This window comes from Acinetobacter sp. ANC 4169 (assembly GCF_002135355.1).
In the GTDB taxonomy this organism is placed as follows: domain Bacteria; phylum Pseudomonadota; class Gammaproteobacteria; order Pseudomonadales; family Moraxellaceae; genus Acinetobacter.
In genome coordinates this window covers 94,569-117,938 of the sequence record NZ_NEGE01000005.1, presented here as the reverse complement: position 1 = coordinate 117,938, position 23,370 = coordinate 94,569, and the positions used below count along the sequence as shown (strand labels likewise).

The window sequence follows — 23,370 nt, the reverse complement described above, 5'->3', positions numbered from 1 at the left end:
TTATCTGGTTTATCAAATACTTTAAATTATTTTATTTCAGGCATTAAAAAACCACCCGAAAGGGTGGTTTTTTAAATCATCAATTCTTGAAGAATTAACGACCTTGGATGTCACGTTGAACTTCACCAGTGTAAAGCTGACGTGGACGACCGATTTTGTAAGGGCCGCTATGCATTTCTAACCAGTGGCTGATCCAGCCAACAGTACGTGCAAGAGCGAAGATTACAGTAAACATTTCAGTCGGGATACCAATCGCTTTAAGGATGATACCTGAGTAGAAGTCTACGTTAGGGTATAAGTTACGTTTGATGAAGTATTCGTCAGAAAGCGCGATACGTTCAAGTTCCATAGCCAAAGCAAGTTGTGGATCGTTGATGCCAAGAGCAGCAAGAACTTCATCACAAGTTTCTTTCATTACTTTCGCACGTGGATCGAAGTTTTTATAAACTCGGTGACCGAAGCCCATAAGTTTAACTTCTTTAGTTTTCACTTTTTCCATGAAGCCAGCAACGTTTTCTACAGTGCCGATTTCATCAAGCATCTTAAGAACAGCTTCGTTCGCGCCACCGTGAGCAGGACCCCAAAGTGCAGAAATACCTGCAGCGATACATGCATAAGGGTTAGCGCCAGTAGAACCAGCTAAACGTACTGTAGAAGTAGACGCGTTTTGTTCGTGGTCAGCATGAAGCGTAAAGATACGGTCCATTGCTTTAGCAAGAATAGGGTCAACTTTGTAATCACGGTCTGCAGGAGTAGCAAACATCATGTACAAGAAGTTTTCAGCGTAGCTCAAGTCGTTACGTGGGTAAACGAACGGTTGACCAACTGTGTATTTGTAGCTCCAAGCTGCAAGCGTAGGAACTTTCGCAATCAAGCGGATTGCTGTAATTTCACGGTGATCAACATTTTCGATGTCTAAGTTGTTGTGATAGAACGCAGAAAGCGCACCAACTACACCAACCATAATAGCCATCGGGTGAGCATCACGACGGAAACCATTGAAGAAACGGCTAACTTGATCGTGAACCATAGTGTGGTTACGAACTTTAGCGTCAAATTCTACTTTTTGTTCAGCGTTTGGAAGTTCGCCATTTAACAGTAAGTAGCAAGTTTCTAGGTAGTCTGCTTTAGTCGCTAACTGGTCGATAGGGTAGCCACGGTGTAAAAGAACACCTTTACCACCATCGATGAATGTGATTTTAGATTCACATGCAGCTGTTGCCATAAAACCAGGATCAAAAGTAAAGTGACCTGAGGCCAACACATCTTTAACGTCGATTACATCTGGGCCCAATGTGCCGCTGTAAATTGGTAATTCAATTTCTTTGCCATCAAGCTGTAAAACGGCTTTTTTGCCAGTTGCTTCAGACATTCAATAGATCTCCTGTCCTGGTGAATGTTTTATCTGACTCGTAGTACTAATCTTTTAATGCGCGAATCAGATGGATCAAAAATTTGCTATAAGATTAGTGAGTACTGAAATTTTGTCAATTATACTTATGGATAAAAAGAGACGCTCTCACAGGGATTTGGTCAAAAATAATCCAGCAGCCATAAGGAAAATATCAGTATCGACGCAGTATAATATGTCAAATGAAAATAAGTTGCAGAAAAAAATATGCATGCTGTTTGAATTGTAAGCAATTTTTAATTCTTAAAAACTCTGATTAATCCCAGTTGTTTATTGGACTTAATATTCTAAATGATTAGAATTTTCGTAACTTACATCTTTTTGGTGTTTTTGTTGCTGTTTTCTTAGTCATAATTAAAAGCGATAAGTGAAGCGTAAAATAAAGTTTGTTTGGCTAAAAAATAGCTGCTGAATATGTGCTGAAAAGCTGCTTATTTGTTCAAAAGATGAAAAATATCCCATAATTTTGCTGAATAATTAAGCGTGATTTTGCTATGTAGGGAAGTTATGCACAGACTAAGTAGTTATTTCGGTTCATGATGTTTTATGAATATAATTTTAGTAAATGCTATATATTTATATTAAAAATAAAAGCTATTATAGAGAATGTAAATATAGCTAAGAGTATTGTAAAATATAACAATTGCTCGTTCATCTTTAGTCTAAATAAATTATTTAAATTATTAAAGTAAAAAACGATCAGTAAATTTAAACTTTAATTAATAAAAACCAACTATATAGGTCAATTTTGTTAGATTTATTTTGTCTGCATATATTGAACAATTAATGTTAATGATTCTTATTTAAAGGTTTTTTATGGAAAAGCTAAATGTGACTGTTTGTGTTTTGATAGTTCACGTTTTATAATTCAGTGTCGTTTTAAATTTAGGTATTGCTAGATATAGTAATAGCCTAAAAATGCTAGCTTTCCTTCGAATTAATTCCAACAAACTCCGGATGGAGTTTTTACTTACAGGATGCCCGCTGTGAAAAGCAACAGACCTGTCAATTTGTCCATGGGTCAAGTTTTAGAAGTAAACTTAAAATCCCCTGTGGCTATTGCATCAATTCTACACCGTCTTTCTGGTGTCATCGTATTTTTACTTGTACCGGTACTTTTGTGGCTTTTAGACAAATCATTGTCTTCTGCTGAAGGTTTTGCTGAAGTTCAGGCAATCTTTGGCGGCTTCATTGTACGTTTTATCGTATGGGTATTTGTAGCCGGCTTACTTTTCCATTTCATTATGGGTATTAAGCATTTACTTGCTGACCTTGGTTTTGCTGAAGAACTGCAAAGTGGTCGTGTAGCAGCTACTATTTCATTGATCTTGGCTGCGATTTCAATTGTCGCATCATTTGTATGGATTGTTCTCTAATGAAAAGTGCTACAGGTTTAACGGGTTCAGGTTCTCGCGATTGGTATATCCAACGTGTAAGTGCTGTTGTATTAGCTGTTTATACTGTTGTGGTATTGGGTTGGATCCTTTTTCATGGTGGATTCAATTACGAACAATGGTACGGCTTCATGATGACATTACCAATGAAGATTTTATCTTTATTGGCAGTCTTATCTCTTGTCACACACGCTTGGATCGGCATGTGGCAGGTATTCACTGACTATGTGACTACTCGTCAAATGGGTCCTTCAGCTTCAGGCTTGCGTTTGGTGCTGACTTCAGCAGTGATCATTGCTGTATTTGCATATGCAATCTGGGCGATCCAGATTTTTTGGGCGAATTGATAGGAAACAATCATGGGCGCTATAACCCCTAAAGAAGATTACACAAATATTCCACATCAAACTTTCGATGCAGTCATCGTAGGTGGTGGTGGTTCAGGCATGCGCGCTTCTTACCAACTTGCTCAAGCGGGTTTGAAAGTTGCGGTACTGACTAAAGTATTCCCAACACGTTCACACACTGTTGCGGCACAGGGTGGTATTGGTGCATCTCTTGGTAATATGCAAGAAGATAACTGGCACTATCACTTCTATGACACAGTGAAAGGTTCTGACTGGTTAGGTGACCAAGACGCGATCGAATTCATGACGCGTGAAGCGCCTCAAGTTGTTTATGAACTTGAACACCTGGGTATGCCATTTGACCGTAATGCGGACGGTACAATTTATCAACGTCCATTCGGTGGTCACTCTGCGAACTACGGTGAAAAAGCTGTTCCTCGCGCATGTGCTGCTGCCGACCGTACCGGTCACGCGCTTCTTCACACGCTTTATCAAAGCAACGTGAAAATGGGTACTCAATTCTTCGTTGAATGGATCGCGCTTGATCTAATCCGTAATGAAGCAGGCGATGTACTTGGTGTAACTGCAATTGACCAGGAAACTGGTAAAATCGCAGTATTCCAAGCCAAAGCAACATTATTCGCTACTGGTGGTGCTGGTCGTGTTTACCGTGCATCTACCAACGCATATATCAACACTGGTGACGGTCTTGGTATGGCAGCTCGTGCAGGTATTCCATTACAAGATATGGAATTCTGGCAGTTCCACCCTACAGGTGTTGCGGGCGCAGGCGTATTGTTGACTGAAGGTTGTCGTGGTGAAGGTGCGATCCTTCGTAACAAAGACGGCGAACCGTTCATGGAACGTTATGCTCCAACTTTGAAAGACTTGGCGCCACGTGACTTCGTATCACGTTCTATGGACCAAGAAATCAAAGAAGGTCGCGGTTGTGGTCCTAAAGGTGATTATATCCTTCTTGATATGACTCACTTAGGTGCTGATACGATCATGAAACGTCTTCCATCTGTATTCGAGATTGGTAAGAAATTCGCGAACGTTGACATCACTAAAGAGCCAATTCCTGTAGTACCAACAATCCATTACCAAATGGGTGGTATTCCAACGAATATTCATGGTCAGGTTGTTGTACCTGAAAGCCGCGAAACTGCGCCGCTTGAAGCACATTACAACAAAGAAACCGATGTTTATTCTACCAATGCTGAAGGTCGTAACTTCACTAAACCTGTAAAAGGTTTCTATGCAATTGGTGAATGTTCATGTGTATCTGTACACGGTGCAAACCGTTTAGGTACCAACTCACTGCTTGACTTGGTTGTATTTGGTAAGGCTGCTGGTGAACACATCATCGACTACGTGACTAAACACCACGGTGATGAATATGCACCGCTTCCAACGACTGTACTTGAGCAAACTGTTGCCCGTATTCGTAAACTTGACGATTCTGCTACAGGTGAAAACGCTCAAGAAGTTGCTGATGCAATCCGTGATATCGTTCAAGACCATGCTGGTGTATTCCGTACATCTGCGCTTCTTGATGAAGGTGTTAAGCAAATTCTTGCGATCGAGCCACGTGTTCGTAACATTCATTTGAAAGACAAATCTAAAGTATTCAACACTGCGCGTATTGAAGCTCTAGAAGTTGAAAACTTGTATGAAGTTGCTAAAGCGACCTTGATTTCAGCCGCTGCTCGTAAAGAGTGTCGTGGTGCGCATACGGTGGTAGACTTTGAATTGTCACCTGACCATGCTGACTACCCATATGGTCGTCGTGATGATGAGTGGATGAAGCACACATTATGGTTCTCAACAGATAACCATCTTGAGTACAAGCCAGTGCGTTACCGTCCATTGTCGGTTGATGCTATTCCACCTAAACCACGTACGTTCTAATTAGGAGAAGTAAGATGAGTAGAGGTACTCGTACATTTAATATCTACCGCTACGATCCTGATAAGGATAAAGCACCGTACATGCAAACTTTTAAACTTGAGTTGACTGACAAGCACCGTATGTTGCTTGATGCTCTTCTTGCGTTGAAAGTACAAGACGAATCTTTGACATTCCGTCGTTCTTGCCGCGAAGGTATTTGTGGTTCTGATGGCGTGAACATCAATGGTAAAAATGGTTTAGCGTGTCTTTGGAACCTGAACGATTTACCGGAAGTGATTACCGTTCGTCCTTTACCTGGTTTACCAGTGGTAAAAGATTTAGTTGTGGATATGAATCAGTTCTACGATCAGTACAACAAGATTCATCCGTTCTTGATCAACAACCAGCCTGCGCCAGCGAAAGAGCGTTTACAATCTCCTGAAGAACGTGAACACTTAGATGGTTTGTATGAATGTATTCTTTGTGCATGTTGTTCAACTGCATGCCCATCATTCTGGTGGAACCCGGACAAGTTCTTGGGGCCTTCAGCATTGTTGAATGCATACCGCTTCATCATTGACTCTCGCGATACCGCAACTCAAGATCGTTTGGCTCGTCTTGACGACCCATTCAGCTTGTTCCGTTGTAAAGGTATCATGAACTGTGTATCGGTTTGTCCTAAAGGTCTTAACCCAACTAAAGCAATCGGTCATATCCGTAGCATGTTGTTAGACCAAGCAGGTTAATCTGTACCTAGTAAAAAAAGCACACCTTTGGGTGTGCTTTTTTTATGCTGATCATTGTTGCATGGTATGAATGCAATATGAAATATCTATGTAAATAACTTGGGGAGGGCTGATAATGCTTTTCTTAAAGCGATATGGCTGATTAAAATAAAAGCGAAAATGTACTTAAGAATGATCTGTTTGTTGTGAGATTGTTTTATTCGACGATTAAAGCGCTAATTGCAAGTTTGAATCTGCAAAGTTGAGATTAAGATGTTATCATATAACGTATATAAAGAGGGCCAGTGTAAAAATTGTGCTCTCTTTTGTTATATGTGGTGGTGAGGCTAGGACTATGGTCTAGATTGAATCTAATTTTTAGATAAAGCACCATATATTAGAGGAAAATGATGTCTATGTATTTCGCTAAGTTATGGGAGGTATATGTCAAAAAAATCAATTGTAACTGGAGAACATGTTACGATTTGACACAAAGCTATATTTAAAAAAAGCCCTGTATTTACGTACATTTTTTCAACATTTGAAATTATGTATAAGGTTTATAAATAGATATAAATCGCTTTAGAAAAATTAAGTCGCGCAGTTATTTTTTCTAAGTCGATTTGCAAAAAATTGCTCGGTTTTGGTCGAGTATTTAAATGAGTGATGATGCCAAAGGGCGTTATGATTCATTATTCACATTGGGTTATTCCTAATGTAGTGATAACGCCTCATGGCTTATGCCTGATGGGGACTAATGTCATGTTACCAATTTGGCATTATTAATCATGGGTTCGCTTAAAAAGCATCCTGAAAATGTTTTTGCAATAGGAAATGGGTCCACAAATGCAAGAAGTTGCTGACGCACTGCGTCTTGACACTGAACTAAGCGCTGACAGTGCAGCGTATATTGAAGAACTTTATGAGCAGTATTTAACGTCACCAGACTCAGTTGGAGCTGACTGGCAGGAATACTTCGGTAAATTCCCTAAAGGTGATCAACCCCACAGCAATGTACGTGAGCAATTCCTTTTATTAGGTCGCAATTCAAGTCGCGTGCAACCTGTTGTGCAAAGTGCTGTAAGTTCTGAGCATGAACGTCGTCAAATTGGCGTTTTACAACTGATTGCTGCTTATCGTAACCGTGGTCACCAAAAAGCAAAATTAGATCCACTTGGTTTGGCTAAGCGTGAAATCGTGCCTGATCTAGATCTTGCTGCGCATGGTTTGACTCAATCTGACCTAGACACAGTATTTAACACGGGTAACCTTGCAATCGGTAAGACTGAAGCGACTTTAGGTGAAATGGTCAATGCCATGGAAGCAACTTATTGTGCTTCTATTGGTGCGGAATACATGCACATTGTTGATACCAAAGAAAAACGCTGGATTCAACAACGTCTAGAAGGCGCTAAAGGCCAATTCGGTTTCTCTGCTGAGCAAAAGAAACACGTATTAGAGCGTTTAACTGCAGCTGAAGGCCTAGAAAAATTCCTCGGTAACAAATATGTAGGTGCAAAACGCTTTGGTGTTGAAGGTGGTGAATCTTTCATTCCGATGGTAAACGAACTGATTCAACGTGCAGGTTCTGTAGGTTGTAAAGAAGTTGTGATCGGTATGCCTCACCGCGGCCGTTTAAACCTTCTTGTCAACATCATGGGTAAAAACCCGGCTGACCTGTTCGGTGAGTTTGAAGGTAAATCACTGACCAAAAAAGGTTCTGGCGACGTTAAATATCACCAAGGTTTCTCATCTAACGTGATGACTCCGGGTGGCGAAGTTCACTTGGCATTGGCATTTAACCCATCGCACCTGGAAATTGTTGGACCTGTAGTAGAAGGTTCGGTACGTGCTCGTCAAGTACGTCGTCGCGATATTGGTGGTGATGATGTATTGCCAGTCATCGTTCACGGTGATGCTGCATTTGCAGGTCAAGGTGTAAACCAAGAAACCTTCCAGATGTCACAAACTCGTGGTTATACCGTGGGTGGTACGGTTCATATCGTTGTCAACAACCAGGTAGGTTTCACAACATCTGATCCTCGTGATGCGCGTTCTACAGAATACTGTACTGACATTGCGAAAATGATTCAGGCACCAATCTTCCATGTGAATGGTGATGATCCTGAAGCTGTATTATTTGTTTCTCAATTGGCTCATGATTTCCGTCATACATTCCGTAAGGATGTTGTGATTGACATGTTCTGCTACCGTCGTCGTGGTCATAACGAAGCGGATGAGCCAGCTGCAACTCAACCAATGATGTACCAAGTCATCAACAAGAAAGCGACAACGCGTACGCTTTATGCTGATCAACTTGTACAACAAAATGTGTTGGATCGTGCTGCTGCAGATGCAATGGTTGAACAGTACCGTTCAGACCTTGAAGCGGGTAAACACGTTGCCAATGCACTTGTATTGGAACCAAACACCAAAATGTTTGTAGACTGGACTCCATACTTGGGCCATGACTACACTGACATTTGGGATACGACTTTCCCTATCGAGCGTTTAAAAGAACTTGGCACTAAAATGCGCGAGCTTCCAGAAGGCTTCGTAATGCAACGCCAAGTGGCTAAAGTGATTGATGATCGCTTGAAAATGCAAACTGGTGAAATGCCGCTGAACTGGGGTGCTGCAGAAACTTTAGCCTATGCAACCATTCTTGATGAAGGCTTCCTGGTACGTTTAACGGGTGAAGACGTGGGTCGTGGTACTTTCTCACACCGTCACGCGAAACTACATAACCAGGTAGATGGTTCAACTTACATTCCATTATGTAACTTGAAAGAAAACCAGCCGCGGACTGCAATTTATGACTCCTTATTGTCAGAAATGGCGGTGCTTGCGTTTGAATACGGTTATGCAACCACATTACCGAAAAGCTTGGTGATTTGGGAAGCTCAGTTCGGTGACTTCGCAAACTGTGCGCAAGTGGTGATTGACCAGTTCATCTCATCTGGTGAAACCAAATGGGAACGTGTATGTGGTTTAACACTGCTTCTTCCACACGGTTTTGAAGGTCAGGGTCCAGAGCATTCATCTGCACGTTTAGAACGTTTCTTGCAGCTATGTGCTGAAGACAACATGCAAGTGATTACGCCAACTACACCGGCTCAGATTTTCCATGCGATGCGTCGTCAGGCAATCCGTCCAATTCGTAAACCAATGATCGTGACTTCACCGAAGTCATTGCTTCGTCACAAACTTGCAACTTCTACATTAGAAGAACTTGCAACTGGTACATTCCAGACTGTGATTGATGAAATCGATCAAATCAATAAAGCAGACGTTACTCGTCTGGTACTTTGTGGTGGTAAGGTTTATTACGATTTGCTTGAAAAACGTCGCGAGCAAGAATTAAACAATACTGCAATCGTTCGTATTGAACAATTGTATCCATATCCAGAACAACGTATTGCTGAAGTACTTGCTTCTTATCCAAATGTTAAAGAAGTAGTTTGGACTCAAGAAGAACCGAAAAACCAAGGTGCTTGGTTGTTCATTGCGCCTCGTTTGTATGACGATGTAATGAAGACAGGTAAACAAGTACGTATTAGCTTCGCAGGCCGTCCAGCTTCTGCTGCGCCAGCTTGTGGTTCACCATATTTGCATGCAAAACAACAAGCTCAGCTGGTAAATGACGCATTAGCGATTGCAGCTGAACAATCAGGAGATTCTAAATAATGGCAACCGAAATTAAAGCACCGGTATTCCCAGAGTCAGTTGCAGACGGTACGATCGCAACTTGGCACAAACAACCAGGTGAAGCTGTATCACGCGATGAAGTGATCTGCGATATCGAAACTGATAAAGTTGTTTTAGAGGTTGTTGCTCCTGCTGACGGTACAATTGCGTCAATTATCAAAAATGAAGGCGAGACTGTTCTTTCTAGCGAAGTGATTGCACAGTTTGAAGAGGGTGCTGTTTCTGGCGCTGCTCAAACTCAAGCAGTTCAATCTGAAGGTCAGGTAGAACAAGCCGCTGCTCAAACTGAAGCGGGTGCTGCACCTGTAGTTGAACGTAGCCAACCTGTTCAAGATCAAGCGCCTGCAGTTCGTAAGGCGTTGGCTGAAACTGGTATTGCTGCAAGCGATGTTGCTGGTACAGGCCGTGGTGGTCGCATCACTAAAGAAGATGTTGCAAGTCATCAAGCTAAACCAGCTGCTCCTGCTGCTGCGCCTTTAAGCGTTGCTGTAGGTGAGCGTATTGAAAAACGCGTTCCAATGACTCGTTTACGTAAACGTGTTGCTGAACGTCTACTTGCTGCTACTCAATCAACAGCAATGTTAACGACGTTCAACGAAGTGAACATGAAACCAATCATGGAAATGCGTGCTCAATACAAAGACGCATTCGAGAAACGTCATGGTGCACGTCTTGGCTTTATGTCATTCTTCGTTAAAGCAGCGACTGAAGCACTTAAACGCTACCCAGCTGTAAACGCTTCTATCGATGGCGACGATATCGTGTATCACGGTTACTATGACATCGGTGTAGCTGTATCAAGCGACCGTGGTCTTGTAGTACCTGTATTACGTGATACAGACCGTATGAACTACGCTGAAGTAGAAAACGGCATTCGCGCTTATGCGGGTAAAGCACGTGACGGTAAGTTAGGTATTGAAGACATGACTGGTGGTACTTTCACCATTACCAACGGTGGTACTTTCGGTTCATTGCTTTCTACTCCAATCTTGAACACACCACAAACTGCAATTTTGGGTATGCACAAAATCCAAGAGCGTCCGATGGCTGTAAATGGTCAAGTAGAAATCTTGCCAATGATGTATTTAGCGCTTTCTTATGACCATCGTTTAATCGACGGTAAAGAAGCGGTAGGTTTCCTTGTAGCGATCAAAGAATTGTTAGAAGAACCTGCTCGTCTTATCCTTGATCTTTAATTCTAAAGAATAAATCCATGGGCTTAGGGCAAAACTCTAAGCCCATTTTTTGGAGATAAACATGTCTCAACAGTTTGACTTAGTTGTTATTGGTGGTGGACCAGGTGGTTATGAAGCGGCGATTCGTGCGGCTCAACTTGGTTTTAAAGTTGCTTGTATCGAAAAACGTATTCATAAAGGTAAACCATCTTTAGGTGGTACTTGCTTAAACGTGGGTTGTATCCCATCTAAAGCACTTTTAGATTCTTCACACCGTTATGAAGATACTGTTCATCATTTAGATGATCACGGTATTGCAACTGGTGAAGTGAAATTCGACCTTGCAAAAATGCTTGCTCGTAAAGACAAAATTGTAAACCAATTAACAATGGGTATTGATGGCCTTCTAAAAGGTAACGGTATCGAATGGTTAAAAGGTACTGGTAAATTACTTGCTGGTAAAAAAGTTGAATTTGTATCTCACGAAGGTGAAACTCAAATTCTTGAACCTAAATATGTCATTCTTGCGACAGGTTCAGTACCTGTAAACATTCCAGTAGCTCCTGTTGATCAAGACATCATTGTTGATTCAACTGGCGCACTTGAATTCCAAGAAGTACCTAAACGTCTAGGCGTAATTGGTGCAGGCGTAATCGGTCTTGAACTTGGTTCAGTATGGCGTCGTCTTGGTGCAGAAGTTGTTGTATTTGAAGCAATGGATGCATTCTTACCAATGGCTGATAAAGCTTTGGCGAAAGACTACCAAAAACTTTTAACCAAGCAAGGTATGGATATCCGTATCGGTGCGAAAGTTTCTGGTACTGAAATTAACGGTTCTGAAGTGACTGTTAAATATAGCCAAGGCGGCGAAGACAAAACTCAAACTTTCGACAAGTTGATCGTTTGTGTAGGCCGTCGTGCTTATGCTGAAGGTTTATTGGCGGAAGATTCAGGCATTAAGTTAACTGAACGCGGTCTGGTTGAAGTAAATGACTGGTGTGCGACTTCTGTTGAAGGCGTATATGCAATTGGTGACTTGGTACGTGGTCCAATGCTTGCTCATAAAGCAATGGAAGAAGGCGTAATGGCAGTTGAACGTATTCACGGTCATGCTTCTCAAGTGAACTATGACACCATTATTTCTGTAATTTACACACACCCTGAAGCGGCGTGGGTAGGTTTAACAGAAGAGCAAGCGAAAGAAAAAGGCGTTGAGGTAAAAACTGGTCAATTTGGCTTCGCTGCAAATGGTCGTGCAATGGCAGCTGGTGAAAACGCTGGTTTCGTGAAGTTTGTTGCTGATGCAAAAACTGATCGTCTTCTTGGTATGCACGTGATCGGACCTGCTGCGTCTGATATCGTACACCAAGGTATGATTGCACTTGAGTTTGTATCTTCAGTTGAAGATCTTCAGTTGATGACATTTGGTCATCCAACATTCTCTGAAGTGGTTCATGAAGCTGCACTTGCAGTGGATGGACGTGCGATTCACGCGATTCAGCGTAAGCGTAAGTAAGATAAAAAGAGCGGCTTAAGCCGCTCTTTTTGTATTTGATGGTTGTTTTTGTATGAATAATCATCTAAAAATAAAGATAAGAAAGATTTTAAAAAATGCCAATGCTGCATTGACGGATGTCTGGGTATTGGTTGGCTATAACAAAGTAAAAAGTAGTAAAAGGTTGTTCAATGAATTTACATGAGTATCAAGCAAAAACGTTACTAAAAAAATATGGTATGCCGGTTCAAGAGGGCATCCTGGCAACAAATGCAGAAGAAACCGTAAAAGCTTTTGAGCAGCTTGGAGGGAAGTTTGCAGTACTCAAAGCCCAAGTACATGCAGGGGGACGCGGTAAAGCCGGTGGGGTAAAAGTGGTCAAGTCTGCGCAAGAAGCCGCAGATTATGCAAATCAAATCATTGGTACTCGTTTAGTTACTTATCAAACTGATGCCAATGGACAGCCAGTCAACAGCATTTTAGTTTCTGAAGATGTTTATCCGGTTGAACGTGAGTTGTATCTCGGTGCAGTAGTTGATCGTTCTAGCCGTCGAGTGACTTTTATGGCATCCACAGAAGGTGGTGTCGAAATTGAAAAAGTGGCTGAAGAAACCCCGGAAAAAATTATAAAAGTTGAAGTTGATCCACTGGTGGGGCTATTGCCATTTCAGGCGCGTGAAGTTGCTTTCGCACTTAATTTGAAAGATGGACAGATTAATCAGTTTGTCAAAATCATGACTGCAGCTTATCAGGCATTCATTGAAAATGATTTTGCCCTATTTGAGATTAACCCGCTTTCGGTTCGTGAAAATGGTGACATCTTATGTGTTGATGCCAAAGTAGGGATCGACTCTAACGCATTGTACCGTTTACCAGAGATTGCAGCGATGCGCGACAAGTCTCAGGAAAATGAACGTGAATTGAAAGCTTCAGAACATGACCTGAATTATGTAGCCCTAGAAGGTAACATCGGTTGTATGGTCAATGGAGCCGGTCTTGCGATGGCAACCATGGACATTATCAAACTGTATGGTGGTCAGCCTGCAAACTTCCTGGATGTGGGCGGTGGTGCCACCAAGGAACGTGTGATTGAAGCCTTTAAAATTATTTTGGCAGACAGTTCGGTACAAGGGGTTTTAATTAATATTTTTGGTGGAATTGTACGTTGTGACATGATTGCTGAAGCCATTATTGCAGCGGTTCAGGAAGTTCACGTAGCTGTGCCGGTTGTTGTGCGTTTGGAAGGAAATAATGCAGAACTGGGCGCCAAGCTATTGGATGAATCTGGACTAACGTTAATTTCTGCATCAGGTTTGGCTGATGCTGCAGAAAAAATTGTTGCTGCTGTAAAAGCTTAAGGGAGTATCAAACATGAGCGTATTAATCAATAAAGACACCACTGTATTGGTACAAGGCTTTACCGGTAAAAATGGTACTTTCCATTCAGAACAATCCATTGCTTATGGCACCAAAGTAGTCGGTGGCGTAACGCCAGGTAAAGGTGGGCAGCAGCATTTAGGGCTTCCGGTTTTTAATACCATGAAAGAAGCTGTTAAAGAAACAGGTGCAACAGCAACTTCCATTTATGTGCCTGCACCTTTTGTTTTAGATTCGATTATTGAATCAATTGATTCAGGAATTGAGTTAATTGTGGTGATTACTGAAGGTGTCCCAACCTTGGACATGCTGAAAGCAAAACGCTATCTTGAGACCTATGGTAATAATGCACGTTTAATTGGGCCAAACTGTCCAGGCATTATTACACCGGGTGAATGTAAGATCGGCATTATGCCAGGGCATATTCATCAACCCGGTAAAATTGGCATTATTTCTCGTTCAGGCACATTGACCTATGAAGCAGTCGCGCAAACGACTAAATTAGGTTTGGGCCAGTCAACCTGTATTGGTATTGGGGGTGACCCGATTCCAGGCATGAACCAGATTGATTGCTTGAAGTTATTCCAGGAAGATCCGCAAACCGAAGCCATTATCATGATTGGTGAGATTGGTGGTACCGCAGAAGAAGAAGCAGCTGAATATATTCAGTCGCATGTGACTAAGCCGGTTGTGGGCTATATTGCAGGCGTGACTGCGCCGAAAGGCAAGCGTATGGGACATGCGGGTGCGATTATTTCTGGCGGTAAAGGCACAGCAGAAGAAAAATTCGCAGCCTTTGAAAAAGCGGGTATGGCATATACCCGTAGCCCGGCAGAACTTGGCTCAACCATGTTCGAAGTATTAAAGAGTAAAGGTCTGGCTTAACACAAACCTAGCAGATGTAATAAGAAGCCCTCGATAGAGGTAATGCCAGTCAGTTAAGAAATTGACTGGCATTTTCTTTTTTAAATTCATGACTGTAGTTGATATGTGGAAAAGTCATCCGCAACTGTTTGAGGCAAGACTACATAAAAAAATGATTGTTTCTGCGACAAATTTGCTAGTTGATAGTGGCTGACGAGTTTTGCGGATGACAAATGCCTTTGGTTACTTTGGGCGAAACCAAAGTAACAACTGAGCTGCAAGGGTTTGATTAAAAAGGTAAGACTCCGCCATGAATTACTAAAAAGTTAAAGAGTCTATTTCGAAACCCCTTAACTGATCAGCATTACTCAATAGAGAGTTTTTTATTGAGTGCTATTGGATGGCTTGGCCATGATTGGCCATTAAAAAATTCAATATTGAAAAATGATCGAGTGTAATAGATAAATTTGTGTGGTAAAAATTAAAAAAATGAACAAAAAATATACATATTAAATAAAGAAAATATCATAATTAAAGTAAAGCAATAAGATAAAAACAATATAGTTTATTATTAAAATAACGTGATATATATCACATAAAATAATAAAAATACAAAACGAAACACAATATTGTGTTAATCCGGTCTTTTATGCAGATATTGTAGATTACAATATGACCATTAATAACAATGAATAAAGAATATTTTAATTATGAACTTTAAGCTAACTCTACTCTCGCTATCTTGTGGAACTTTACTGTTTTCTACATTGTCATATGCAGAATTGATCTATAAGGACGTTGTCGATCAACAACGTGAAAAGATTGTACCTTTAATTAAACAGGGCCAGGTGGATAGTGGCTTACAAAAACTCAGACAATTATTGGTCCGTTATCCCAATAATCAGAAATTGATCGCTGATTTTGTGGTGCTAGCCTATGAAAATAAAAAATTTACAGCATCAGATATTCAGTACCTTAAGGGTATAAAAAGCCAACAATTTCCAGATTATGCAAAGGTGAATGTGCTTAAGGCCTTGCGTGATTTAAAAAAATTTGAATTAGGAGAATTTTGGGCAAAAAAATTCGCCCAAACAGATCAAAATCAGATGTGGACAGTATGGACGGGTGTCTTGCAAGCGGAAGCAGGCAAAACTGCTCAAGCAAAAAATACTCTAAAGTCGATTGATATCAACTATGTAGAAGCCGATTATTTGGCACAACTTGCATATACCTATCGACTTTTAAACATGCCGATCGAGGCAATCAATGCAGCGACTCTGGCCATTGAGAAAAATAAAGATTTAAGTACCGATGAACAATATGTACTGGCACTTATGGCAAATTCAAATTATGCCAAAGCTGAACAGTACCTGAGCCGTAATGAAATAAGTCAAAAACAGCCGCAACTGGGAACCACGGTAAAAATCAGTGAATTTACCCAACGTATTCAAAATGCGGAGCAATATATTAAATCAGCAAATTATCGTGCTCGTGGCAGTAACCCTTATCAACCTCTAGATCGTGTTCTTGCGGATATGGAAAGCTATGAAGGCCAGATCCCAAATAATGACATCAATTTAAAACGTCAATTTTACTATGAATATATATATGCATTAAATATAAGAAATCGATCAAAAAAAGTTATTGAGCAGATACCCAAAGTTGGTTTGCCGGTTGAGCAAATGCCAGCTTATGTACGTCAAGCGATTGCAGAAGCATATTTGAGTGATCATCAACCTAAAGTGGCTGAAGTGTATTATAAAAATTTGCTCAAGGATAAAAAGAATGCAAATTATAAAATTTATGCAGGTTTATATTACGCTTTAATTGAACAGGAAAAATATAAGGAAGCGGATCAATACCTTAAGAGTTTGGATAAATTGTTGCCGACTTTTTTCTATAGTAATGCCAAAGGGGTAGATAAAGTTACCCATGATGACCGCGCTGAATATTTGGGGCTTGTTGGGCTCAATTATCTGTATCGCAATGAAGATGCGAAAGCAGAAAAATATTTTGATGAGTTAGTGGCGAAAGCACCCAATAACGTAGTGTATCAAGCTAATCGTGCACAAGTGCAACGCGCGCGTGAAAATCCTCAGCGAGCTGAAATGATATTGTCGCAGTGGGATAGTATGACCCCAGTAGATAGTAGTGTAAAAATCAATCATATGCTGAATATGCAGGCCTTGGGTGATATTCAACAATGGCGTGCTCAAAATGCTGAGCTCATGCGAACCTTACCTGAAGATACCGGGGTGGTAAAAAGTAAAAAAGAACTTGATGATCGTGATCGTGCATCTATTCAGCACCAAAGTCTTTTTTCAAAAAGTGAATCAGACAATGCAGCTTTGCTGGATCGTTTGAAGGGTAGTCGTGAGCAGGAAAACTGGACACGTATAAATGCGCCTTGGTTTTATGACAATTTCCGTGCTTATGTCGATCATAGTATTCGATCTGCTGATTACGATGACGGCAAGGTAGATGATCAACGCGTAGGCTTGGGCCTGGAATGGGAGTCGCGTCGTAAAGCCGCAAATATCATGCTGTCCCAAAGCATAGATGATGCACTGGGAAATGACCGCTTTGGCGTACTGGTGAATTGGTCACAATGGTTAAACGATCATTGGCAGTACGCTTTAGGCTATAACAGTCAAGCCAATATTCCCTTGCAAGCGGTGAAAAATGGTAATGAAGGTCAGTCTTATAGTTTAGGCCTAAATTGGCAGCAGCATGAATCTCGCGAAGCTGGGATGAACTATCAACTGACCGATATCGATGATAACAATACCCGTCATGAAGCGACGGCCTATTTCAAACAGCGGATTTTAAAAGGCCCTCACCATATTACCAGTTTGTCTTTAGGTGGCTATTACAGTCAAAACGATCAGGTGGCGGTGAATTATTTTAATCCTAAAGAAAGCTATAGTGCGGAACTGACCTTACAGCATGACTGGAATACATGGCGTAACTATGATGCATATTTCAACCAGCACTTTGAAGTCAGTGGTGGAGCTTTTGGGCAATCCGGATTTTCCTCAAAGGCTATATATAACGTTTTTTATCAACATAATTGGCAGTTTTCTCGTACTTGGAGTTTGAACTATGGCATAGGCTGGGGAGTCCATCCTTATGACGGGGAAGATGAAAAAAGAACTTATGGATCAGTCGGTCTAAAGGGGAGTTTTTAATGAATAAAATTGTAAAATTTTTACTTGCTATCTTGTTTATTACTGCTTGGTCTATACCCACGATGAGCATGGCACAAAATGCGACAAACACTAAAACTGAACTACCCGATAATTTATTTGTAACGATTACCTTTCATGATGTGCGCGATGATGTCATTAATGGCGACCGCGATCTTTATGCAATTAGTACTAAAAATTTGGCCCAATATTTTGCATGGTTACAGCAAGAAGGATGGGTGCCCATCCGTTTACAAGATGTCTGGCTGGCACGGCAAAAGAAAAAACGCTTACCGCCAAAATCGGTATTGTTGACCTTCGATGATGGTGCACTCAGCAGTTATACCCGGGTTTTCCCTTTATTGAAACAATATAACTTTCCTGCGGTATTTGCTATTCCTACGAGCTGGATTAATGGGAATACCAAAGATGCCTATGAAGCTTATGGCGAAAACAATTTGATGAATTGGGATCAGATGCGTGAAATGCAACAATCTGGCTTAGCCGAGTTTGGTTCCCATTCAGATAATATGCACAAAGGTATAGTTGCCAACCCTCAACAGAGTATGCAACCCGCTGCAATTACCCGTACATATTTACCCAAATTAAAACGTTATGAAACAGATGCAGCCTATCAAAAACGGATCATAGAAGATTTAAAGAAATCGAAGGAAACTTTAGATTTTCAATTGGGTATAAAAACTTTAGCTGTTTTTTGGCCTTATGGGGCAGTGACCAAAGAAAGTGAAGAGCTTGCATTGAAGGCAGGATTACCTATGTCATTTAGTTTAGGTAGCATGTCGACTCTTGCAGATGCGGGTACCACATATCAACGTGCGTTAGTCATGGGTAATCCTACCCCTGAAATGCTACATACAGAAATGCTGGATTTTTTAACTTTCGCCAATGAACAATACAAAAAACGTAAGAACTTTGTCGGTTTTGATCTGACTGAAATGGTTAGTGCCAATAATAAAATTTTTAACCAGAAACTTGGGCAGTTGCTGGACCAAATTAATGCATTAAAAAGTAATACACTGCTATTAAAAGTTGTAGCTGATGAGAATGGTGATGGAAAAATAGATGTTGCTTATTTTCCGAACTCGCAATTAGCTATGCGACGAGATTTGCTCAACCGTACGGTTTGGCAAGCGCGTACCCGCATTGATAACCGCGTATATGCAGAGCTGCCGATTAGTATAGAAACGAAACAAGGCTTGAATCTGGCTACATTAACCGGAGAACTGGTTAAGAACAATACTTCTATTGAAGGCTTGATGATTGAAGTTGGAGATGAATTCTCGTGTGCTGTAGAAAATACAAGCTGGGATACGGCATGTGCTCAAAAAGTGAAGCGCGTTTTACAAATCAAAGAACGGACTAAACAACAAGCAAAGTATTACGCCAATATTAGTAATAATTATCAAACTGCTTTGAAAATAGGTTTAAAGAATAAACATATTGGGGGGCTAAAACCTTTAATTGAGCAGAGTTTGGCGTACAGCGACTTCCTTTATATTGAATTTGATCCTGTTGAACATCCTGAAATATTTAGGGCTGTGCAAAAACAGTTGAAAAAATTAAATGCTGAACAAAAGCAGCGTCTGATTTTTAGTTTTACCGTTAATCCAAATTCCAGTAAACGTGAATGGAAACATTATCAAGAAAATTATGAAACTTTACAAAATCTAGCGATACAAAAAGTTGGAATTAATAACTATCAATTAAAAGCAGGACAGCAGATTCAGGAACATCTTTATAAGGAATTAAGCAGCAATGATAGTCCTTTAACTTATCGCAATCCTTATGACAATAATACTGCGAAAAGGAGGTAATAATGGGGGAATTCAGTTTGATGAGTGTGAGTGATTTATACTTTGGTTTTGCTTTTTTCTATCCATTATTTATGGCTTGGATTTGGATTGCAGGAGGAATCTGGTTTTATCTAAAACATGAATACAAGAAACCGTCATTGCCTCATCCTAGTGAACACGGATGCAGTATCGTTATTCCTTGTTTTAATGAGGCAGCACAGGTTAGAGATACTATAAAATTTGTCATGCAAACTCAGTATCCGGATTTTGAAGTCATTGCAGTGAATGACGGTAGTCAGGATAAAACTGCTGAAATTCTGGATGAGCTTTTGCAAAAATATCCGAAACTCAGAGTTGTCCATTTGGCTGAAAACCAAGGTAAGGCCTATGCCTTACGTGCCGGGGCAATGGTGAGTCAAAATGAATATCTGGTTTGTATAGATGGGGATGCTTTAATACATCCACATGCAGTTTTATGGATGATCCATCATTTAACCCGTTATCCACGGGTTGGGGCAGTCACCGGGAATCCACGTATTTTGAACCGTTCCAGTATGCTGGGCAAAATTCAGGTCGGCGAATTCTCTTCTATTATTGGATTAATTAAACGTGCACAACGCACCTATGGACGAATCTTTACTGTTTCAGGCGCAATAGTCGGTTTTCGTAAAACGGCACTCGACCGGATTGGATATTGGCGTGATGACATGATCACAGAGGATATCGATGTATCATGGCGTTTACAGTTCGATCATTGGGATTTGCAATATGTCCCACAAGCATTGTGTTACATCTATATGCCTGAAACCTTCAAAGGCTTGTGGAAACAGCGTTTACGTTGGGCACAAGGAGGAGTAGAGGTTTTATTTGCTTATTTACCGAGCTTATTTAAGTGGAATCGACGCCGTATGTGGCCTATTGCACTGGAGTCTATTGTCAGTGTGGTTTGGGCATATGTGATGTTTGGTATTATTATCTTATATCTATATGGTCTGTTTTTTTCTTTACCAGGAGAGTGGGCGATTCAATCTCTCTTTCCACAATGGTACGGGATTATTTTGGGTTTAACTTGCCTGATCCAATTCTTTGTCAGTTTATGTATCGATAAACCCTATGATAAAGCCCGAATCTTCAGGAACTATTTTTGGGTCATTTGGTATCCACTGTTCTTCTGGATTCTGACCATGTTGACGACAGTGGTTGCATTACCTAAAACGATTTTCAAGACTCAAAAACGTGCGCGATGGGTAAGCCCAGATCGTGGATTTAGAGGAGAGCCAGAAAATGACTAAAGTATATAAATTTTATTTAATTGAAGATGAGTCAAAATTGGAGCTGCCAGAATATATTGATCAACCTGAATATGTACGTAATAAAAGCATGGGTTACAGTTTGCAAATCGTAGGTTGGTTTATGTTTATGTGGTTATTTATGCCAGCATTGACCGTGCTGTTTTGGTGGTTTGAAGGTGAAACCATTTATCAGCAACTGGTCACAGAGGCTCAACCAGATAGCCAATTAAGTTTAATGAATATTATTGTAATGATTTTAAGCTTTATTAGTGTGCTATTTCTTTGGGCAACGTATAACTGGGTCCGTTTTTCAGGTAAGGAGCGTAGAAATACCCCATTAGCAATTGCGGTACCCCAACTTGCCAGTAGCTTTAAGGTGAATACGGCAGATATTATCAATATGCAACAAGCCAGGAATTTAACCCTTTATTATAACAATAAAGGGCTACTGGAGTTTTTTGAGACTAATCACCAGTTAAAAAAGCGGATTTCAGCTTAGAAGGCTGAGGATGTTCATGGACAAAATCATCGGGGTAATAACCAATATGTTTTACCCCGTTTTTTTCTAAAAACTTGATGGTATCCACAATTTCTTCGGTGGAAAGCTTCTGATCGTTTATCCAATTCAATGCTTGAAGTTCAAAGATCGTATGACTCAAATCTGGGTCGTATTTTTTTGACTGTCGTATCAGGTCTAAATAAAACTGTTGATGGTCATCCGCTTCTTCCATATAAGGCATGGCCATAATGGCATTGTAGTCATAATATTGATAAGTACTAGGCATGGATTGGCTAAACCAGTTTTCACTATGTGGCTCTAATACTACCGGTGCATACATATTGCGTGCAGTTAGCAAATTAGGCTGTTGCTGTTTAATGATTTTGGTAATGCCTGCAGCAAACTGATCCAGATAGGCTGTTTTGAATTTTGCAAATTCCAACTGTTTAGATTGCCGAGGTTGTTTTAATAATTGATCTGCACCGAATCCCCAAGTTCGGTACATACTTTGTGCCGGAGCAGAGCTATCTTCATAATCGTTGAGCGTGACATCATCGTGATAGAGCACGCCATCCACCGCATTTGATTTTATAAAGTCTAAATAAATTTCGGAAACATATTTGAGATTTTTAGGATCAAAGGGTGAAACCCGAATATAGCCTTGTTTTCCGCCTTGGTTGTGTGAAACATAGGTCAGTTTGTAACTTTTGGGAAACTCCCAAGCCATTAACGGTAGCCAGGCATAAATATGCTTAACCTGGGTCTTGCTACGAATCTGGCTGACCAGAACAGGGAAAAGATTATCTCTGGTCGGGATATGGCGGTTTTTAAAGTACACCTGATCGGTTGAACCATTGGCATCGGGGTCGGCAAAGGCTTGCAAGAAAATGGTATTCGGTTGTATCTGGATAATCCGTTGGATTAAATCTTGAAGATTTCGTTGCTGCTGTTTCTTATCTTTATCATAAACGTAGTCAATATCGATATGCATGATACGCATCTGATCGATTTTTCCGGTTTTTTTTAAGGGCGGCGCGACTGATTTTTGCGTCATATTTTGCTGCACAATTGCATCAATAGGATGTTGTTTGATTTGCACAATATCGGCAGAATATGCAGACAAGGGTAGACAGCTTAAGCTCCAATAAAGACAATGGCTCAACCTGTTCTGGTATAAATTTTTAAAATTATTCATTGTTATACTCGCTTTATCATTTATTGAATTTTTCAAAAATCTCAATTCATTCATCATTGTTTTATTATGCTGTGGCCTGGTTGTAGAACGATCAGGCATGAAGTAAATCATCAATCAACAGTTTTTTCATTTTAAACACCGCTGCCTGCGCACGAGGGTTTTGCCTGAGTATTTCACTCAAATTTTCAGGATGAATTTGCCAGCTCACTCCAAACTGGTCCTTACACCAACTACATTGGCCCTCAAAACCTTTTAGCGTGATGCTATTCCAGTAATAATCAATTTCGGCTTGGTCTTCGCATTCAATGATCAAGGATACAGCCTCATTAAATTCAAACGGTTGCGGAACGCCACTGTCCATGGCCATCAGGGTGAAGTGATTGGCGATCACCTGGGCATGTTTTATTTGTCCGGCATATTCGCCCTCGCTATATTTTAAAATGCCTTGGGTGCGAAAATGATGAAATAGGCTTTGGTAAAAATTTAACGCAGCCAGGCATTGTCCCTGATATGCGCCACAATACATCAGCGTTGGGACAATTTTTTGCTGATTGGTATCGGATAATTTTCCCAAATAAAGTTGCCAGCTAAAACCGTATTGATCTTGCAGCCAGCCATAATAATCACTCCATGCATATTGTCCCAATGCCATTTGTGCAGAACCCCCTTCAATCAATTGATTCCAATAGCAATCTATCTCGGTTCGATTTTCACAAATCACCATAAAAGAAATTGAAGGATTGGGATGAAAAGTAGGTCCGTCATTAATTGCTAAAAACCGTATGCCCGCCAATTGTGCTTTTACCGCATATTGATTTTCTTCGATCAGGTGGCTATTTGGAAAAATAGAGCAATACCATTCAAATGCAGCTTTGGCATTTTTTTCAAACCACAGGCAAGGGTAGATAGAGTGAGTCATTATTATGTGCTCTATGTCTGCAATATCAGCAGATAATGCAGTCTTCTAGAGCCGTAACACAAGTAAGTTTATAGAGCGTA

At 40.6% G+C, this 23,370-nt stretch carries 16 protein-coding genes; 13 read left to right on the top strand and 3 right to left on the bottom strand.

The features are described 5' to 3' along the window. Positions 1-94: 94 nt before the first annotated feature. Positions 95-1,372, bottom strand: coding sequence for a citrate synthase (gltA, locus tag B9T26_RS05490; RefSeq protein WP_086198737.1), 1,278 nt, complete (start codon positions 1,370-1,372; stop codon positions 95-97). 1,016 nt (positions 1,373-2,388) lie between these two features. Between gltA and sdhC the strand changes: the two genes are divergently transcribed. The 13 genes from sdhC (at position 2,389) to pgaD (ending at position 21,176) form a co-directional block, all read left to right on the top strand. Continuing rightward, the gene (sdhC, locus tag B9T26_RS05480; RefSeq protein WP_143002188.1) at positions 2,389-2,787 is read left to right on the top strand and encodes a succinate dehydrogenase, cytochrome b556 subunit; all 399 of its coding nucleotides are present in this window, start codon (positions 2,389-2,391) and stop codon (positions 2,785-2,787) included. Beyond that, on the top strand, positions 2,787-3,152 hold the full coding sequence (sdhD, locus tag B9T26_RS05475) for a succinate dehydrogenase, hydrophobic membrane anchor protein (protein WP_086176256.1): 366 nt from the start codon (positions 2,787-2,789) through the stop codon (positions 3,150-3,152). Before sdhC ends, sdhD begins: the two co-directional genes overlap by 1 nt. A gap of 12 nt (positions 3,153-3,164) precedes the next feature. Further along, positions 3,165-5,063, top strand: coding sequence for a succinate dehydrogenase flavoprotein subunit (gene sdhA / locus B9T26_RS05470; protein ID WP_086198735.1), 1,899 nt, complete (start codon positions 3,165-3,167; stop codon positions 5,061-5,063). A 14-nt stretch (positions 5,064-5,077) separates the two neighbouring features. After that, the gene (locus tag B9T26_RS05465; protein ID WP_086198734.1) at positions 5,078-5,788 is read left to right on the top strand and encodes a succinate dehydrogenase iron-sulfur subunit; all 711 of its coding nucleotides are present in this window, start codon (positions 5,078-5,080) and stop codon (positions 5,786-5,788) included. Between the two features lie 825 nt (positions 5,789-6,613). Beyond that, entirely contained in the window at positions 6,614-9,454 is a 2,841-nt protein-coding gene (locus B9T26_RS05460) for a 2-oxoglutarate dehydrogenase E1 component (protein WP_086198733.1), read from the top strand. Continuing rightward, positions 9,454-10,671 carry a 2-oxoglutarate dehydrogenase complex dihydrolipoyllysine-residue succinyltransferase gene (gene odhB / locus B9T26_RS05455; RefSeq protein WP_086198732.1) on the top strand — a complete coding sequence of 406 codons (1,218 nt, stop codon included), beginning with the start codon at positions 9,454-9,456 and terminating at the stop codon, positions 10,669-10,671. Before B9T26_RS05460 ends, odhB begins: the two co-directional genes overlap by 1 nt. 61 nt (positions 10,672-10,732) lie before the next feature. Beyond that, complete coding sequence (lpdA, locus tag B9T26_RS05450) at positions 10,733-12,166, top strand: dihydrolipoyl dehydrogenase (protein ID WP_086198731.1); 1,434 nt, start codon at positions 10,733-10,735, stop codon at positions 12,164-12,166. A 170-nt stretch (positions 12,167-12,336) separates the two neighbouring features. Continuing rightward, the gene (gene sucC / locus B9T26_RS05445) at positions 12,337-13,503 is read left to right on the top strand and encodes an ADP-forming succinate--CoA ligase subunit beta (RefSeq protein WP_086198730.1); all 1,167 of its coding nucleotides are present in this window, start codon (positions 12,337-12,339) and stop codon (positions 13,501-13,503) included. A 13-nt stretch (positions 13,504-13,516) separates the two neighbouring features. Next, on the top strand, positions 13,517-14,407 hold the full coding sequence (gene sucD / locus B9T26_RS05440) for a succinate--CoA ligase subunit alpha (protein ID WP_086198729.1): 891 nt from the start codon (positions 13,517-13,519) through the stop codon (positions 14,405-14,407). A gap of 689 nt (positions 14,408-15,096) precedes the next feature. Continuing rightward, positions 15,097-17,574 carry a poly-beta-1,6 N-acetyl-D-glucosamine export porin PgaA gene (gene pgaA / locus B9T26_RS05435; RefSeq protein WP_227518775.1) on the top strand — a complete coding sequence of 826 codons (2,478 nt, stop codon included), beginning with the start codon at positions 15,097-15,099 and terminating at the stop codon, positions 17,572-17,574. Next, positions 17,574-19,406, top strand: coding sequence for a poly-beta-1,6-N-acetyl-D-glucosamine N-deacetylase PgaB (gene pgaB, locus B9T26_RS05430; RefSeq protein ID WP_086198727.1), 1,833 nt, complete (start codon positions 17,574-17,576; stop codon positions 19,404-19,406). Before pgaA ends, pgaB (B9T26_RS05430) begins: the two co-directional genes overlap by 1 nt. A 2-nt stretch (positions 19,407-19,408) precedes the next feature. Continuing rightward, entirely contained in the window at positions 19,409-20,677 is a 1,269-nt protein-coding gene (gene pgaC / locus B9T26_RS05425; protein ID WP_086198726.1) for a poly-beta-1,6-N-acetyl-D-glucosamine synthase, read from the top strand. Beyond that, positions 20,670-21,176: a poly-beta-1,6-N-acetyl-D-glucosamine biosynthesis protein PgaD gene (pgaD, locus tag B9T26_RS05420; protein WP_086198725.1), complete on the top strand. Its 507-nt coding sequence runs from the start codon at positions 20,670-20,672 to the stop codon at positions 21,174-21,176. The genes pgaC and pgaD overlap by 8 nt, the downstream gene beginning before the upstream one ends. On the opposite strand, the gene pgaB (B9T26_RS05415) is transcribed toward pgaD, so the two are convergent. Together pgaB (B9T26_RS05415) and B9T26_RS05410 are read right to left on the bottom strand one after the other, a co-directional pair. Next, positions 21,142-22,299 (bottom strand): poly-beta-1,6-N-acetyl-D-glucosamine N-deacetylase PgaB, encoded by a 1,158-nt coding sequence (pgaB, locus tag B9T26_RS05415; protein WP_227518774.1) that lies wholly within the window; start codon positions 22,297-22,299, stop codon positions 21,142-21,144. The two genes, pgaD and pgaB (B9T26_RS05415), sit on opposite strands and share 35 nt — an antisense overlap. A gap of 163 nt (positions 22,300-22,462) precedes the next feature. Then, the gene (locus B9T26_RS05410) at positions 22,463-23,290 is read right to left on the bottom strand and encodes a VOC family protein (protein ID WP_086198723.1); all 828 of its coding nucleotides are present in this window, start codon (positions 23,288-23,290) and stop codon (positions 22,463-22,465) included. Between the last annotated feature and the right edge of the window lie 80 nt (positions 23,291-23,370).

Excerpts from the sequence above, each read along its gene's own strand:
- gltA (WP_086198737.1), bottom strand. The coding sequence starts at position 1,372 with ATGTCTGAAGCAACTGGCAAAAAAGCCGTTTTACAGCTTGATGGCAAA.
- sdhC (WP_143002188.1), top strand. The coding sequence starts at position 2,389 with ATGCCCGCTGTGAAAAGCAACAGACCTGTCAATTTGTCCATGGGTCAA.
- sdhD (WP_086176256.1), top strand. The coding sequence starts at position 2,787 with ATGAAAAGTGCTACAGGTTTAACGGGTTCAGGTTCTCGCGATTGGTAT.
- sdhA (WP_086198735.1), top strand. The coding sequence starts at position 3,165 with ATGGGCGCTATAACCCCTAAAGAAGATTACACAAATATTCCACATCAA.
- B9T26_RS05465 (WP_086198734.1), top strand. The coding sequence starts at position 5,078 with ATGAGTAGAGGTACTCGTACATTTAATATCTACCGCTACGATCCTGAT.
- B9T26_RS05460 (WP_086198733.1), top strand. The coding sequence starts at position 6,614 with ATGCAAGAAGTTGCTGACGCACTGCGTCTTGACACTGAACTAAGCGCT.
- odhB (WP_086198732.1), top strand. The coding sequence starts at position 9,454 with ATGGCAACCGAAATTAAAGCACCGGTATTCCCAGAGTCAGTTGCAGAC.
- lpdA (WP_086198731.1), top strand. The coding sequence starts at position 10,733 with ATGTCTCAACAGTTTGACTTAGTTGTTATTGGTGGTGGACCAGGTGGT.
- sucC (WP_086198730.1), top strand. The coding sequence starts at position 12,337 with ATGAATTTACATGAGTATCAAGCAAAAACGTTACTAAAAAAATATGGT.
- sucD (WP_086198729.1), top strand. The coding sequence starts at position 13,517 with ATGAGCGTATTAATCAATAAAGACACCACTGTATTGGTACAAGGCTTT.
- pgaA (WP_227518775.1), top strand. The coding sequence starts at position 15,097 with ATGAACTTTAAGCTAACTCTACTCTCGCTATCTTGTGGAACTTTACTG.
- pgaB (WP_086198727.1), top strand. The coding sequence starts at position 17,574 with ATGAATAAAATTGTAAAATTTTTACTTGCTATCTTGTTTATTACTGCT.
- pgaC (WP_086198726.1), top strand. The coding sequence starts at position 19,409 with ATGGGGGAATTCAGTTTGATGAGTGTGAGTGATTTATACTTTGGTTTT.
- pgaD (WP_086198725.1), top strand. The coding sequence starts at position 20,670 with ATGACTAAAGTATATAAATTTTATTTAATTGAAGATGAGTCAAAATTG.
- B9T26_RS05410 (WP_086198723.1), bottom strand. The coding sequence starts at position 23,290 with ATGACTCACTCTATCTACCCTTGCCTGTGGTTTGAAAAAAATGCCAAA.